The 14,555-nt window shown below is 59.4% G+C and carries 12 protein-coding genes; 7 read left to right on the forward strand and 5 right to left on the reverse strand.

The features are described 5' to 3' along the window. The first annotated feature begins 32 nt into the window (after nucleotides 1–32). Nucleotides 33–1,211 carry a glycosyltransferase family 4 protein gene (locus CRD13_RS07090; protein ID WP_187401471.1) on the forward strand — a complete coding sequence of 393 codons (1,179 nt, stop codon included), beginning with the start codon at nucleotides 33–35 and terminating at the stop codon, nucleotides 1,209–1,211. Here the strand turns inward: CRD13_RS07090 and CRD13_RS07095 are convergent. Together CRD13_RS07095 and CRD13_RS07100 are read right to left on the reverse strand one after the other, a co-directional pair. Continuing rightward, nucleotides 1,191–3,023: a hypothetical protein gene (locus CRD13_RS07095; protein ID WP_187401472.1), complete on the reverse strand. Its 1,833-nt coding sequence runs from the start codon at nucleotides 3,021–3,023 to the stop codon at nucleotides 1,191–1,193. The two genes, CRD13_RS07090 and CRD13_RS07095, sit on opposite strands and share 21 nt — an antisense overlap. 92 nt (nucleotides 3,024–3,115) lie before the next feature. After that, complete coding sequence (locus CRD13_RS07100) at nucleotides 3,116–4,276, reverse strand: DUF3068 domain-containing protein (RefSeq protein WP_187400698.1); 1,161 nt, start codon at nucleotides 4,274–4,276, stop codon at nucleotides 3,116–3,118. Nucleotides 4,277–4,472: 196 nt separating this feature from the next. Here CRD13_RS07100 and CRD13_RS07105 point away from each other — a divergent pair, with 196 nt between their 5' ends. Next, nucleotides 4,473–5,705 (forward strand): acyltransferase, encoded by a 1,233-nt coding sequence (locus tag CRD13_RS07105; RefSeq protein WP_187401473.1) that lies wholly within the window; start codon nucleotides 4,473–4,475, stop codon nucleotides 5,703–5,705. Nucleotides 5,706–5,711: 6 nt separating this feature from the next. On the opposite strand, the gene CRD13_RS07110 is transcribed toward CRD13_RS07105, so the two are convergent. The 3 genes from CRD13_RS07110 to CRD13_RS07120 all read right to left on the reverse strand — a co-directional run bounded on the left by CRD13_RS07110 (nucleotide 5,712) and on the right by CRD13_RS07120 (nucleotide 10,223). After that, complete coding sequence (locus CRD13_RS07110) at nucleotides 5,712–9,323, reverse strand: alpha-(1->3)-arabinofuranosyltransferase family protein (protein ID WP_187401474.1); 3,612 nt, start codon at nucleotides 9,321–9,323, stop codon at nucleotides 5,712–5,714. A 29-nt stretch (nucleotides 9,324–9,352) separates the two neighbouring features. Beyond that, a complete protein-coding gene (locus CRD13_RS07115) occupies nucleotides 9,353–9,547 on the reverse strand; it encodes a DUF2613 domain-containing protein (RefSeq protein WP_005510537.1) in 195 nt (64 codons plus the stop codon). A 196-nt stretch (nucleotides 9,548–9,743) separates the two neighbouring features. Beyond that, nucleotides 9,744–10,223: a universal stress protein gene (locus CRD13_RS07120; RefSeq protein WP_005510532.1), complete on the reverse strand. Its 480-nt coding sequence runs from the start codon at nucleotides 10,221–10,223 to the stop codon at nucleotides 9,744–9,746. A gap of 186 nt (nucleotides 10,224–10,409) precedes the next feature. Here CRD13_RS07120 and CRD13_RS07125 point away from each other — a divergent pair, with 186 nt between their 5' ends. The 5 genes from CRD13_RS07125 to CRD13_RS11020 all read left to right on the forward strand — a co-directional run bounded on the left by CRD13_RS07125 (nucleotide 10,410) and on the right by CRD13_RS11020 (nucleotide 14,555). Continuing rightward, nucleotides 10,410–11,741 (forward strand): MFS transporter, encoded by a 1,332-nt coding sequence (locus CRD13_RS07125; RefSeq protein ID WP_083280580.1) that lies wholly within the window; start codon nucleotides 10,410–10,412, stop codon nucleotides 11,739–11,741. 56 nt (nucleotides 11,742–11,797) lie between these two features. Continuing rightward, nucleotides 11,798–12,967 carry a sensor histidine kinase gene (locus tag CRD13_RS07130; protein WP_187401475.1) on the forward strand — a complete coding sequence of 390 codons (1,170 nt, stop codon included), beginning with the start codon at nucleotides 11,798–11,800 and terminating at the stop codon, nucleotides 12,965–12,967. Beyond that, entirely contained in the window at nucleotides 12,964–13,611 is a 648-nt protein-coding gene (locus CRD13_RS07135; protein ID WP_187401476.1) for a response regulator transcription factor, read from the forward strand. Before CRD13_RS07130 ends, CRD13_RS07135 begins: the two co-directional genes overlap by 4 nt. A gap of 71 nt (nucleotides 13,612–13,682) precedes the next feature. Then, a complete protein-coding gene (locus CRD13_RS11015) occupies nucleotides 13,683–14,072 on the forward strand; it encodes a recombinase family protein (protein WP_070429408.1) in 390 nt (129 codons plus the stop codon). Between the two features lie 15 nt (nucleotides 14,073–14,087). Next, nucleotides 14,088–14,555 carry a zinc ribbon domain-containing protein gene (locus tag CRD13_RS11020; RefSeq protein ID WP_224433374.1) on the forward strand — a complete coding sequence of 156 codons (468 nt, stop codon included), beginning with the start codon at nucleotides 14,088–14,090 and terminating at the stop codon, nucleotides 14,553–14,555.

Raw genomic sequence — 14,555 nt, forward strand, 5'->3', positions numbered from 1 at the left:
AAAGCCGCGCCGAGCGTTAGGCTCATATTGTTATGAAAATCTTACTGTTGTGTTGGCGCGACACTGGTCACCCCGAAGGTGGAGGTAGTGAGCGCTATTTGGAGCGCGTCGCAGGTTACCTTGCCGACCAAGGTCACACCGTGGTGTTCCGCACGGCCAGTTACCCAGACGCACCAGCCCTTTCGCGTCGTGATGGCGTGACGTTCTCCCGCGCTGGTGGAAACTTCTCCGTCTATGTGCGCTCCTGGACCGCGATGCTGGGTGCGCGATTTGGCGTGGGCCCAATTGCCAAGGTGCTCGGCGGCAAGCCGGATGTCGTGGTCGACACCCAAAACGGTGTCCCCTTCTTCGCGCGGATTTTCTCCGGCGCACCGACGGTGCTGCTAACACATCACTGCCACCGTGAACAGTGGCCAGTGGCGGGGCCGATTATTAGCCAGCTGGGGTGGTTCATCGAGTCGCGTCTGTCGCCGATGATTCACCGCCGCAGCCGCTACATCACCGTTTCCGAACCAAGTGCCGCTGAACTGGTAGAACTCGGAGTGTCGCCGGGGCGCATCGCGGTGATTCGCAATGGTGTGGACCCGATTCCGGAGGAATTGCAGTCGACCGAAATCATGGCAGACCTATCCGAGTGCGACGGTCCGGCACCGCATCTGGTGACGCTGTCGCGATTGGTCCCGCATAAGCAGATTGAGCACGCCATCGATGTGCTCGCAGATCTTGTGCAGGATCGTCCAGGTGCGATTCTCGATGTTATTGGCTCGGGGTGGTGGCACGACAACCTCGTGGAATACGCCCGTGACAAGGGCGTTTCGGATCACGTGGTCTTCCACGGGCAGGTCACAGAGGCGGATAAACACCGCATCCTCTCCAAGGCATGTCTGCATCTGATGCCTTCGCGCAAGGAGGGCTGGGGGCTCGCCGTCATCGAATCGGCGCAGCACGGCGTGCCGACGGTCGGTTACCGTTCCTCGGCGGGATTGCGCGATTCGGTCAACGACGGTGAAACTGGCCTGCTGGCCAGCGATGAAGCGGACCTAATTACCAAGACACGACAGATTCTCGATAACGGCGAACTGCATCGCGCCATGTCCAAGGCCTGCGTCGCGCGTGCTGCGGAATTCGGTTGGGATAAAACTGGCGAGGCAGTTCTGAATGTCTTGGAAAACCCAACTCTGGACAAGCTGCTACCTGCGGCGGGGCAGTAGCGCTTCCTTTACTCCAGCCAATAGTCCCGCCAGTAGCCCAGCGAGCAGGCAAAGAGTCCAGATTCCAAAGGCTATCCACGCAGCTGCATAGGCCCCCTGGCTTGGTTCTGTGGTCGGATTGATAACGCCGGGAACATGGTATAGCTGCAGGTCAGGTGTTTCATAGACGGGATCTAGCGCTGCCACAATGTCAGCTGAATCGCCGAAGTTGCCGGGCGAATTCTCCACTAGGACCCAGCCAACGCCCTGGTCCCGAAGGCTCTGGAGCGCAGACGCAAGCTCCTCCTGCCTCTTTGCACCGCCGAGCAGCGTACGCTCAACGGTTGTGGCTCCCTCGCCAGACACCGACTGCCCAGAAACGATCAATTCGCCGGAGCTCACCACCGGAGCGGGCAAAATCTTCGTAGCCGGGTCGAGGACAGGGCGCCCATTAATGATGCGGTAAGAACCGGCAGGTAGAACCGCAACGCGATCGTCGTCAAGCGCGACGACACCGGAAACCGCCGACCAGCCCTCCCATGACGGAATGGGGCGGAGTGGAGCGACATCGGCGGGCAGCGTGGGGACAGCGGCAATGATGATGAGCGCGCTGACGCCAGTAGCCAACCACTGGCCGATATTGGCGGTGGCGCTGCGAGCGCGGCGTGCCAGGTACTCCGCACCGCTGGCGGCGAGGATGACATAGGCAGGGACAGCGAGCGCGATCCACTTCTGTGCATCACGAAGCAGACCCGCCCCCGGGATGTGCTCGAGCGCCCAACCCATCATCAAAATGCCCGGCGTTGTTGCGGCGAGAGCGACGAGCACAATGCTTACGGCGCCGGTGATAATCAGCCCCCGCCAGCGCTCTTGCGAATGCCAGACACGACGGAATCCCAGGCCCATGAGTACCAAGAGCACCAGCACCATGATCGCCGAAAAACCAGCCTCGCGAGTTAGCGGCACAGCCTGCTTATTCCAGATACCGCCCAGCCCCAACAGGCTGCCGAGCGTGCCGACGTGTGCCTCTGCTCTGGCCGCAAATGCGGCAGCGCCAGCAACATCGGAGGACCCAGCTGCACTCGGGTTCAGCAAAGATGCCACCAGCCACGGTGAACTGACCGCCACTGTTGTGGCCGCAATCCAAGCGCGGTCGCGGTTATTGCGGGTGGCAGCAATGCCGGTGATACCAGCTAAAAGGGCACCGGTCGGTGTGAGGCCCGCAGCGGCAATGGCGCTGGTGCGCCACAAAGCACTACCCATCTGTGTTGCCAGAATAACTGCCGGAAGTAACAATACGGCGATGACCAGTGACCACTGTCCCTGGAGTAAGCGCTCGACCACGAACGGGTTCCAGAGCAGCATCGTCGGTGCGATCAGCTGACTGGCCAAGCTCGGAGTCATGGGGATAAGGCCGGCACTGGATGCGCTACTGGCGCCAGAGCCGCGGCGAGTGAACCTGCGGGCGAGCTCAGCAGCTGCAAGACCACCAATCAAACAGGCGCCGACCATGGCGAAGCGCACCCAATGGCTGGCATCCACAAAGTATCCCAGTGCCCACAGTGCGGTGTCCTGAGGAACAGCTCGTGCCGCAGCGGGGCCGAGCCCCAGGGCCGCGTCGGTAAGCGGTGGGTGATTGGGGATGACCATGTCGCGCAGCAGGAAAATCGGCGCCCCAAAGCGACCATCAGCCGGGGCCTTGAGGGGCGCAAAGAGAGGCCAGCACACGGCAGCGGTCAGTAAGAGAATCCACGACAACACAAAAACCCAGGCGACTCGCTCCGAATGAGAGCGAGCCGACTGGGTCAGAGTAGTGCGGAAACGTTGTGTCACGTGCCCTATATTAAATTATTTTTCGCTTTCCTCAGTGAAACTTAGGGTAAGCGAGAGCATGAGGCATCTTAAGGGCCTCGTGGCTTGGTCTCTTAGGCAGACTTGCTGCGAATGCGGAAGCCAATCACGATGAGAACCAGGCCGAGGATACCGAGGATCCACGGTGCGACAGTGCCACCGATAGTCAGCGACTTACGTGCTTCCTTAGCGCGGTCCATCTGGCGGCCCTTGGAGCCTTCGTCCCACTGAGCGGTGTACTTCATCGCGGTACGGTTCTGCTCCTTGGCCTCCTTTTCGCGGCCAGCCTTGGAAGCAATTTCTTCAGCTTCCTTGTCGTCCTTGGCGTAGAACATGAACATCTCTTCAGTACCGTTGACAATCACGCCAGAAGTCGGCTCGACGCGGACAGTACGGACGTTGGTGTAGTAACGATCCAACTCGACGTCGTCGTCACCCTCCAGGCCCCACTTGTGAGCCGGGAAGCTCAGGCGCATGGAAGCCAGCGAGGACTTGTCAGCCTCGGTGAGCTTGCGGCCGTCACGAGTGAAGTGCTCGGTCAGGGACTCGTAGAGGTTCTGCGGCGGAATGGTCATGGAGTACTTGTAGACCTTGACGCCATCCTGAGTTTCCTCACCGACGAAGTCAATCTCGAAGTTACGCATCGCCTGGACGTCGTAGTATGGGTAGGACTTCTTCTCAGCACCAAACGGGAACTGGTACTGGATGCCCGGACGGGTGAACGTCGGCGGCTTGGTGTCCGAACCACCCTGGGGTGCGTTAATAGCAACGCTGGAGATCGGGTCATCTACCGGGTACGCAGTACTGCGGTCAACAGTGATGCGGTCGAGGGTTGCATTGATGAGGTTCTTCGGTTCTTCGCGGTCATCGCGCAGCAGAGTGGTACCGACCTGGAGAGTTGCGATCTTGTCGTCAGCCGGCTCCTCAATCTCAACGTGGCGCTTCGACTGCATCGGAGTCTTGTCGTTGATGAAGCAGTGGACCGGGAGATCGCGCTTCTCTTCGTCCGTCTCTGCCTTGCAACGCGGGTCATTCTTGCGGTTTGACGTTGGCTCATTCTTGCCCAGCTGGCTGGAGTCCAACAGAGTGCCGTCGCGCACCTCCGTGATGGTGTCGCTCACAGTGTCAAGTGGGATGACCCGGAGGCGAGGCACCAGGAAGGTTGGCAGAAGGACGGCAATGACAATCAATGCAGCACCGATGATAATCAGTGCATGTCCGAGAGTTCTCTTCATCAGCGGATAGTCCTTTAACTGTACGTAACTTTCTGCTGCAAAACCTAGCAGGAAGTTAGGAGTTATGTGGTGTGTTTTTAAAAAATAACTTGTCGGGAAAACAAAAGAGTTTTGGAAAAACAGGTCTGAACAGGACTTATTTCATAATAGAATACAAGTGATTTTACTCATTCCGGTATCCGTGTAAGAAAGTACTATGACGTCCAAGGCATTTGCGGCAGCGTCGAACGCTGGGCAAGACACAGTGTCGAGCGCTGTGCCGAACTCTGCCACCACATTCCGCCCAGGCTTCCTGCCCTCGCTGGAGGGGCTGCGCGCTGTGGCTTCGATGGGCATCATCGGTACGCACGTCGCATTCCAGACCGGGCATGATGTGGGAGCCCTGTGGGAACGCGTCCTCGGCCGCTTCGACTTCTTCGTGGCTGTTTTCTTCGTGCTGTCCGGATTCCTGTTGTGGCGTTCTCACCGCTCGGGTTATGGCGGAATCCCCCGTCGTAAAGCATTGGCCGATGCCGACGGCGGACGGAAGAAGAGCTGGGCGAAGTACTACAAGAAGCGCGTTGCGCGCATTATGCCTGCGTACTGGGTGCTGGTGCTTATTGTGCTCATCGCACTGCCGGTGGGGCGTGGCGCGGATCTCAAGATTTGGCTGACAAACCTGACGCTGACACAGGTGTATTTCTCCGGCTCTCTGCACGGTGGGTTGACGCACCTGTGGTCATTGTCGGTGGAGGTCGCGTTCTACATCGCGCTGCCGCTGTTTGCCATCGGGCTTAGCCGGTTGGACCCACATCGCCAGCAGGGGCGCCGCATAGTGACAATTTCCGTGCTCGCAATCTTGAGCTTTGGCTGGCCCTACCTGCCACTGCCGTACCCAGAAGGCGTTAACCCGCATATTCAGCCGATTGCATACTTTTCCTGGTTCGCAGCTGGCATGATTCTCGCCGAGCTGGAATCGCTCCAGGGCGTCGATACCGATGCTGCCCGCGCGAGGGTGGAAACCATGCAGCGCTGGGCTCGCCGCCGCCCACTGTGGCTGGCGATCGCCGTTGGTGCGCTGGTCTTGGCTTCCTACCTGGGCCCCGAAGGACTCGTCGAACTGACCAGCTGGGAATTCACCCGCCGCCTGCTGTGTGGGCTGGTCTTCGGTGCCGCCATCATCGGTCCCTGGACGATGGCGCCGGAGTCGCGCTTCCTCGAACACCCCATCATGCAGGCGCTGGGGCGCTGGTCGTACGGCATCTTCCTCTGGCACGTGGCGATGCTCTCCATCGCATTCCCGCTGCTTGGTGTGAAGCTATTTACCGGCCATCTGCTCAGTGTCACCATTGTTACGGTCGCACTGTCGATTCCAGTGGCCGCCGCCTCCTACGCGCTCGTCGAGGAGCCTGCCCGCCGCTTCTTCGCACGCGTCTGGGTCAACCGCTAACAGCTCTTAATCAGCGGTGTTGTCGGTGTCGTCGACGTCGCTGTCGGTGTCGTTATCAGCACCGCCATCGGAAAGCATCGAGCAGCACGCAACGATCGTCAGCGCCGCCGTCAGCAGTAACTGAAGCGGCCAGTCGGCACCGGCGTAGTCATCCTTCGGCCACGGGTTCGCCGCCAGCACCAAGCCCGCAATCGACATCGTCGCAGCAAGTATCATAATAAGGGCGTTTCGCACGTTCAGCCATGGCTTGACGACGTCCCCACGCTTCCGTGCCCAGAAAACCGCACCAAGGGTAGTGGCAACCACCACGAGGGCAACGACCACGCCAGGCCAGCTGGATACCAGCGTCACTGTCGCGGCAGCCGCAATGCCAATAGCCGCCCGCGGCAAGTCATTGCTCAGCGAAGACGCGGGAATCGGGGTGGTGAGAGCGAAGCGTCGCCAAGCGAAAGCCAGCCCCACAGTGACCAGTACGTACACAGTTGCGAGTGCGCCGCCTGCCAGGATGCCAGTACGCCAGGTCTGCTGCGGTGGGTAGGTCAGCTCGACCGCACCGCCAATACCGGCCGGAATCGTCCAACCCTGCTGCCAACCAGAGACCGTTACCGGCTTCATGGCGGCGCCTCCGACACGGAGCTCATGGCCAGCATTGACAGAGATTGGCAACCACACGATGCGATCGTGGTCGGCAGCGTCAATGGGATTGTTCAGATCGATTGGCGTCACTTTCTGCTGCTCAGCTGACGGCGCGAAGTAGTCAGTCGAGGTGAGCGACACCCAATCGGACTTGGCATCGATGCGCCATGGCCCCGGTGAGAGCTCAATCTCTTCACCGCAGGTCAGCTCGCGGTGATCAGAGCCGTCACCGCGCTGGAGGCTGGCCCACGGGGCTCCGATGCTGCTGCGGCAGGTATCAGCATCGACCTTTACGTTTACCGGCTTTGGAACGGTGAACAGGCGCACCAGCGTGCCCTCATGAATCTCCTGGCCGAAGACCCAACGCTGAGCCAGCGACGAGGAATTCGGCACCACCGGGACACGAACCGGCGTGAGGTCCTCCGCTATATCCTCGGTGGAAAACTCTGTATCTTCATCGGAATCGGGGCTGCTGGATTCGAATGCGTCGAAGCCAGTGTCCCGCTTTGGAATCACCAGGCCTAGCTCGGAGATAGCAAAGCCTACAGGAGCAATCTTCGCTGTGATGAGCACCGATGTGGTCTTGCCGCCGGGCAGCGGAATACGAGTCGTCTCACCCGGGACCAACTGTACGGAGCTCGAAGCCGTATCAGTCTGGATGCGCAGTTGCACTGGAACGCGAGCACCGGTCAGGCTGAGCACTGCGTTATCGGTCGGTTCCTTCCACGACAGTTTGACCCACTCAGCCTGGCTCTTGCCCGCCAAGGGTTCCCACCAGGTGGAGGTGTCGCCGTCGAGCATTGCGTTGACCGAGTGGTCAGCCGATGCACCACCGACGTTGTATGGCTCAGAGGCCGACGACGAAACCTCAATTGTGGCGCGACCCGTTGCTGTCTGCGTCAGTGGCAGTCCCACGACGGGGTAGTCCGGAACGAGGTTGCGGACATATGAGTCCTCGTCTTCGGCCAGGATTGCTGACTCCGCACCGACGACTTCACCATAGTTGCGGCCGCGGCGGGCGGGGGTGTCGGTGACAGTGCCGGCATCCTTGCCAGACAGGATGCGCACCGGAGCATCGGAATCGACTTCGTCAAGCCGCGGGAGCACTTCGGGGCCGCCGGCGACCAGCGGTACCTGGGTAGTGTCCACCAACCGCGGTGAAAGTGCGTGATTGCGCAGCTCCTTCGGGCCCGCACCCCAAATCTGGATAGCGGTATGGCCGTCCTCGTCCGCGAACTCCGCCACCTTTTCCATGGTCGGAGAGTCCTGCAGCGTGGAAGTGATGGCGCGCAGCGAATCGCCCCTCGAGGTAACTCTCAAGTCGTGGCGGACCAGCACGTAGCCGATACCGTTGTTGCGCAGGGTGGCATCCAGTGCCGGTACCTCACGGCCCCGAGTCAGCGAATTGCGCAGACCATCGAGGCCGCGAATCGCCTCTGGAGGCACTAGCGGCACCGTATCGCGGACGGCCCAGGGCACGTCGGCAAGCGGCTGGAGCGGTTCGTCGCGAGTATTGCCCCATGTCTGATCAGCAAACGGCGATGACGGCACCACCAGCGTGCGGGTGTCCTCGCCCTGCTCATTCAGCCAGTCGGCCGCTTCGTGCCAGTAGCCCGGAACCTCGGAAAAACTACCTGTCGGGGCGAGGCGTGCGCTCCACGCAGGGGCGGTGGCACTGGCGATAACCACCAGAACCAGCATCGATGCGATAGCGCGCGGGTGCTTCTCCGGGTGTAGCCACTGCTGCCAGCCAGTGGTCGCTGAATCGCTCGCCGTCTCGTTCGTGTGCTCATTCGCCGGCTCTCGCCACGGCCATGGCAGCTGGGCTGTCGCATGAGCGAAGCCGATAACAAGTGGCAGACGCACAATAGTGTCAAATTTGTGCAGGTTGCGCACTGCTGCGAGCGTGGAATCGAGCACCTCTCGAGCCGATTCCCACGCCAGTCCGAACGGCTCCGTCCAGGCCGCCATGATGACAAGGCCGAGGAGCAGCATCATCAGCCACATTCGACGCAGCGGCAGCGAGCGCATGACCAAGCCAAGTAGGCCAATCGCCGCTACAGCCAGGGTGGCGTAAATGAGAATGGGCTCCGCGACCAGCGCATTTCCGCCGACTCGTTCGAAAGAGACAAACGGCGTCCACGAGGTGGAACCGCGGAGCGTCTCGCCGAGACTCAACCAACGAGTGGTCACACCGGAGGACTCAATGTAGTCCGTAAACGGTGGTGAGTACTTGCCCAGCAGCAGTAGCGGCACAATCCACCACATGCTGACCGCCGCACACGCAGCCAGCCAACCGCCGAGCATCGCCCACGCACGCCCGCGACGAGGCCCCGTAAAAGCGAAGAAGAGCAGCATCAGACCTGCGGGGATGCAAGCCGCCGCTGTACTGACCGCATTGACCGCGCCAGTGCACAGTACCGTTAGACCGGACAGCAATACGGCACGGGCGGTCGCACGCCAGGGCAGTTCCTCGCGCCGGGCTGCGACCCGCAGGAGCGGAAGCAGAATCCACGGTGCCAGCGCGACGGGCCAGGTCTCGGACGAAATCGCGCCCAACGTCGTAATCACACGCGGCGACAACGCGTACAACAATGCCGCCAATACGCGAGAGGTATGCGTGCCGACGTTTATAGCTTCGGCCACGCGATATGCGCCGGTAAAAGCCACGCAGAGAGTAAGGCTCCACCACAGCGCCTGAATCAGCCAGCCAGGCGCTAGGACATCGGGCAGCAAACTAAACAGCGCGAAGAACGCGCCCTGTGGAAAGAGATAGCCATATGCCTGGTTTTGGAGCTGTCCCAGCGGCATGGTGTCTGACCACATGTTGAGCGAGGCGGACAAAAACCCGATGGGGTCTTCTGTCAGGTCGTGCTTTGTGTCAGCGACAGTCTTGCCGGGGGACTGGATGAATGCCAGCAGGCACAGCAAAGCCCACCAAGGTACAAGCACGCGCTTACGCGCTCGAACAAAGGTGGGCATAGCTTTAAAGGAGGGTTAGCGTTAAAAACTTAACGCTGACCGTACTCGACACCGCCAAGCAGAGCGTCATCGGTGGAAACAGCCTGTGCTTCCGGAATTCGGTCTTCGGTCAGAGCCTGGCCGATGCCGAAGATAGCGGCACCACCGAGAAGGGCGCCAATGAGCGCCGAGGCCAGGGCAGGGCCAACGCTACGACGCTGCTCGGAATCAGTTTCGTATGCCATGTTGAGGACTCCTCGTGTGCATTAAGTCAATACTGTTTATAAAACTACACTCTGTGACTTCTGTAAACCAGTGGAACAGCTGGGATTCTCTCCCCGCCTTGAATTTTGAGCGGTTTCAGCGGTCATTGAGTTTTCTTAGTTGAGAGATTAACCCATTTTCTATCAGCTAAGTAAGTTTTTAAAAATTTTCTAGAAATTACTCCTTTTCCCCCGGAACGACGAGGACCGGGCGGCCAGCATTCTTCAGCAACGCGTCAGAGGTCGAGGCGGTGAACAGACCACGCAAACCAGTCACACCACGAGTGCCGGAGATAATCACGCCCGCATCGAGGTCGTGAGCTGCATCGACGATGGCCGACCAGATAGTAGTTTCAGTCTCTACCAAGTAGGGCTCCGCGACGAAGCCGGCCTCAGCGGCAATCTGCACACCCTCACGGCAAATACGGACGGCCTCGTCGTGAGCCGGATCGCCGTCTTCAGTCGTGGCATCCCAGTCGGGCTGCATCATGCCAGAGGCGCCAGCAGTGCGAGCTGCAGCGCGCTGCAGGGGTTCCCAGGCAGTCAGAATGTAGGCCTTCTTAACGCGCAGCAGTTTTCCGGCATAGGCCAGCGCCCGCTTGGCTTCGTCGGAGCCGTCGTAGGCAATGAGCATGGAATCAGAAATCGGTTCAACCATTTATGAGTTCAATCCTTACGTCAGAGATAGCCGAAAGACTGTCAATAGATAAAGAAGAAGAGATGTCGTTGTAGTCCAGGATAGGACAACAGCAACATTCAGCACGCTAGTTTTTTAAGCTTCCCCGAACCAGCGGGCTCGGGTCGGCTAGAGAGTCATTAGCAAGAAGCGGTAACGTCCATTGTTATGGCGATAGAAGAAAAACCAGGGCAACCACAGCCAAAGGCTGCTGGGTCCTCGAAGAATGCCATCGCGCTCAGCGTTCCCGTTCTTGTTATCGCCGTAATCGTCGCGGCGCTGAATTTGCGCCCGAGTATTGCGTCAATCGGTCCGGTGCTTGATCAGCTCCTATCCGACCTTGGCGCTTCCTCCGCCTTTGGTGGTTTGATTACAGCGATTCCGGGGCTCGCATTTTTCGCGATTGGGTTGTCCGCGGTTTCCGTCGGCAAGCGAATGGGCTTAAGCGGTGCACTCACACTGTCTGCGACGTTGCTATTCGTCGGCCTTGCGGTGCGCCCGTGGGTGAGCAGCATCTGGCTATTCCTTCTGTTTACGGCGTTGTCGGTTGCGGGTATTGCGCTGGGAAATGTACTGCTACCTGCGTGGATCAAGGTGCATGGCGGCCGTCATGCCGTCGTGCTGATGATGTTGTACTCCAGCATGCTCGCCCTCGGGGGCGGACTGGGGCCGGCGACGGCGTTTTTGATTAGCGATTCACCCGAAGCGTCCACAGGCGGCGTCGATATGTGGCGCTGGGCGATTGCCGTATGGGCGATCACCGCCTTTGTTCAGCTCGTTGTGTGGTTGCCGCTGCGTGCGCGCATCGGATTCGACTATCCGAAGGCCTCGGTCAGCTCCTCGGCAAACACGCCAATCTGGAAGTCTCCGACAGCCATTGCGCTGGCAGTTTTCTTCGGCGTGCAGTCGATGAACGCTTACGTGTTGATGGGCTGGATGCCGAAAATGCTTATCGACGCAGGCATCAGCGTCAGTGTAGCTACCGCGGCATCCATGATTGTTCAAGGGCTGGGCATCATCGGCGGTCTGCTGATGCCACCGCTGATTGCACGGCTCCGCACCATGTCCTACGTCGCTTTTGGTCTCGGCTGCCTTTTCTTCCTCGGGTATGCGTTGATGATTCTGATCGACCAGCGGGGAGCGGCGGAAACTGGTGTTGGATACGCGATTGGGGCTGCGTTCCTGCTGGGCGTGGGTGGTTTTTGTTTCCCCATGGCTATCGCGCTGATTCCGGGCCGCACGCGCAGCCATGAGCTGACCGCGCGGCTGTCCGGCTTCGTGCAGCCAATCGGCTACATTTTCTCCGCAGTCGGGCCATTCCTGGTGGGTGTGGCCGCTGGAACGACGGAAACGTGGACACCTATTCTGGTCGTACTGCTTGGTACTACGGTCGTGCTTGCAGTGCTTGGGCTGGCTGTCGGTCGGCCAACGTACATTGATGACGAACTGGCCGACCGAGGTATCGGCGAAAAGAAGCCGGGACGTATTCAGCTCGACTGAATTTAGAGGAGTTAGCTCCACTGTATTTGAACCCGGGTCAACTTAGCTTTGAACCTATGCCAAAGAAAAAGAATTTAATCGCGCTGGCCTGGAGTTTTATTCTCGGCCTGCTGTTCATTCCGGGTTTGATTGCCTCTGTTGTGCTTCTGCCGTGGATTCCGCTCATCGGCCGAGGTGCCGACTGGCTCTCTCGCTGGGTGGCATCGTGGTCCGGCACCCCGATTGCCAACCGCGTGACCAATCGTTGGTTCGACATCCGCAACTTCGTCAACCTGCTCGTCCAACTGGTCATTGGGTTCGTCACCTTTACAGCGTGGGTCGGCGGTGGTTTTACTGTCGGAGTGCTCTTCGCTGCACCTTTCCTGGTTGATGAAGTGCAGTTTTTCAGCTGGACTCTGACGGACCCAACACAGAAAATCGCTGTTGCCTGGGTTTTCGCAATTCTCTTTTTGGTGCTGACCATCGCCATCAACCTCGGTGCCGGCCTGCTGTCCATTTGGCTCTCCCGCGTCATCCTCGCACCATCCAGCGAAGAAGTTACCCAATCCCGCGACGTGCTCATTGACTCCTTCTCAGGCGAGCGCCGTCGCATTGAGCGCGAGCTTCACGACGGTCCGCAGCAACACCTAACCGCCTTGAAACTCAACATTGCCGCTGCTCGCATGGGTAAGACTGAAGAAGATGTAGCCGAGGCACTCTCCGCCGCCGACCGCAATGCAACGCAGGCTCTTGCACAGCTGCGCTCCGTGGTGCTCGGCATTGCCCCGCCGGTACTGTTTGAAAACGGACTGGTCGCTGCAGTGAGGGAGCTGTCAGCGCACTCCGGAATGCAGGTGTCCGTCCGTGAAAATGGTGTTTCCGACTTCGGCCCGATTGACGAAACCACAGCGTTACTCGCTTACCACAGCGCAGCGGAGGGGCTGACCAACGCCACCAAGCATGGCCATGCCGATCGAGCTGATATCACTCTCGCGGTTCAGACTCCGAAGAGGGCGCTCGTGTCTCATCCGGGTACGCTTACGGTCACTGTGCGCGACAATGGCGTAGGCCTGGAAGCACCATCGGGGGCGGACGCTGTAGACGTCGTAAAGCATGGCACGGGAACCGGCATTGCGGGCCTGCGCGAACGGGCGGCAGCGCTCGGTGGCACCGTGTCGCTCACCAACGCCGACGGTGGTGCCGAATTGCGGTTGGAACTGCCTGTTCGCCAAGGAAGGACACGATGAAAGTACTGCTGGCAGAGGACTCCGTACTCCTGCGCGAGGGGCTGACCGGCCTGCTGCGGGCGCTGGGACACGAGGTCGTCGCCGTCGGCGATGCGGATCAGCTGCTCGACACTGTCGAAGGGCAGACGTTCGATGTCATCGTCAGCGATGTCCGGATGCCACCGAACATGCGTGACGACGGATTGCTCGCTGTCAGCAAACTTCGCCAGGGCAACCCTGACCAGTCGGTTGTCGTGCTCAGCCAATACGTGGCGGCCAGTTACTTAGATCGCCTGCTGCAGCATGGTGGCTTTGGGTACTTGTTGAAAGAACGCGTCTCTGATGTCGAGCACTTCGTTGCGGCGCTGGAAGAGGTACGCGGTGGCGGTACCGTGGTCGACCCTGAAGTGGTTGCGACGCTACTGGCCGCAAAGCAGGACGGCATCGCCGCGCTGACTCCACGTGAGCGCGAAGTGCTCGACCTAATGGCGCAGGGGCTCAGTAATAAGGAAATAGAAAAACGCCTGGTACTAACCGCAGGTGCTGTGAGTAAGCATGTGGCGAATGTGTTCTTGAAGCTCGGCTTTCAGCCGGAAGATAACAACCGTCGTGTCAAAGCAGTGCTGCGGTGGCTGAGATACACTGCGCCGTCGCCATCCTCGTAAACCGCGACCACGTAAAAGCCCCACGCCAACTCCTCCGAAACGGGAGTCGGCGTGGGGATTATGGGTAATTGGTGCTACTCGGATATAAGAAAGGCGAGGGTGGAAGCCTCGTCATCGACGAGACGCAGGCTCCGACCGTGCGGTTGATCTACCAGCTGTTCCTTGATGGGATAGCGATCAGTGAGATTAAAACCGAGCTCGCTGCCCGCAAGATTCTCACCCCGCGCGGGAAAGAAGTGTGGTCAACCTCGACAGTGTGCTCCATCCTGTCCAACGAAAAATACAAGGACGACGCCCTGCTGCAAAAGACGTTCACCACCGATTTCCTTACTAAGAAGATGAAGGTCAACGAAGGCGAAGTACCCCAATACTATGTATCAGGTAATCATGAGCCGATTACCGAACCGCGTATCTGGGATCAGATGCAATACGAACTCGCCACCAGGCATGGCAACATATAGTCAGCGAAAGTCGGGTTGTTCTCCACCCGGCTGGAATGTGCTCGGTGTGGGGCGTGGTATGGGCGTAAAACGTGGGCGTCGAACACGAAATGCAAAGACGCAGTTTGGCAATGCAACCATAAATACACAGACGAACATCCCTGCAGCAGCGCGACGGTGAAAGACGAGCAGATCGAAGCGCTGATTGCGGAAAACCAGCGGTGTGCGCTCGACCAGGACGCCTGCCAATCCGCGTACGCCGAACTCGATACTACCTACCGTAAGACGCTCGCACGTAGAACAAGCCTGGAAAAAGATATCGCAGCGAACACCGCCAAGCACGCCGCCATCACCACAACCCTGAATGATCTGACAGGGGAACCTGTGAGCGAGTTTCACCCCGCACAATGGAGCGCACTTATCGACCACGCCATTGTCACCGAGGACGCGATCCGGTTCGTGTTCCGCACCGGTGAACAGGTGAGGATTGCCCTGAAAGGGTGA

Source organism: Corynebacterium sp. LK26 (assembly GCF_014335085.1).
GTDB classification, from domain to species: domain Bacteria; phylum Actinomycetota; class Actinomycetes; order Mycobacteriales; family Mycobacteriaceae; genus Corynebacterium; species Corynebacterium jeikeium_D.

What these genes read in the sequence shown, in the direction of transcription:
- CRD13_RS07090 (WP_187401471.1), top strand. Translation starts at nt 33, where the DNA reads ATGAAAATCTTACTGTTGTGTTGGCGCGACACTGGTCACCCCGAAGGT.
- CRD13_RS07100 (WP_187400698.1), bottom strand. Translation starts at nt 4,276, where the DNA reads ATGAAGAGAACTCTCGGACATGCACTGATTATCATCGGTGCTGCATTG.
- CRD13_RS07105 (WP_187401473.1), top strand. Translation starts at nt 4,473, where the DNA reads ATGACGTCCAAGGCATTTGCGGCAGCGTCGAACGCTGGGCAAGACACA.
- CRD13_RS07110 (WP_187401474.1), bottom strand. Translation starts at nt 9,323, where the DNA reads ATGCCCACCTTTGTTCGAGCGCGTAAGCGCGTGCTTGTACCTTGGTGG.
- CRD13_RS07115 (WP_005510537.1), bottom strand. Translation starts at nt 9,547, where the DNA reads ATGGCATACGAAACTGATTCCGAGCAGCGTCGTAGCGTTGGCCCTGCC.
- CRD13_RS07120 (WP_005510532.1), bottom strand. Translation starts at nt 10,223, where the DNA reads ATGGTTGAACCGATTTCTGATTCCATGCTCATTGCCTACGACGGCTCC.
- CRD13_RS07125 (WP_083280580.1), top strand. Translation starts at nt 10,410, where the DNA reads ATGGCGATAGAAGAAAAACCAGGGCAACCACAGCCAAAGGCTGCTGGG.
- CRD13_RS07130 (WP_187401475.1), top strand. Translation starts at nt 11,798, where the DNA reads ATGCCAAAGAAAAAGAATTTAATCGCGCTGGCCTGGAGTTTTATTCTC.
- CRD13_RS07135 (WP_187401476.1), top strand. Translation starts at nt 12,964, where the DNA reads ATGAAAGTACTGCTGGCAGAGGACTCCGTACTCCTGCGCGAGGGGCTG.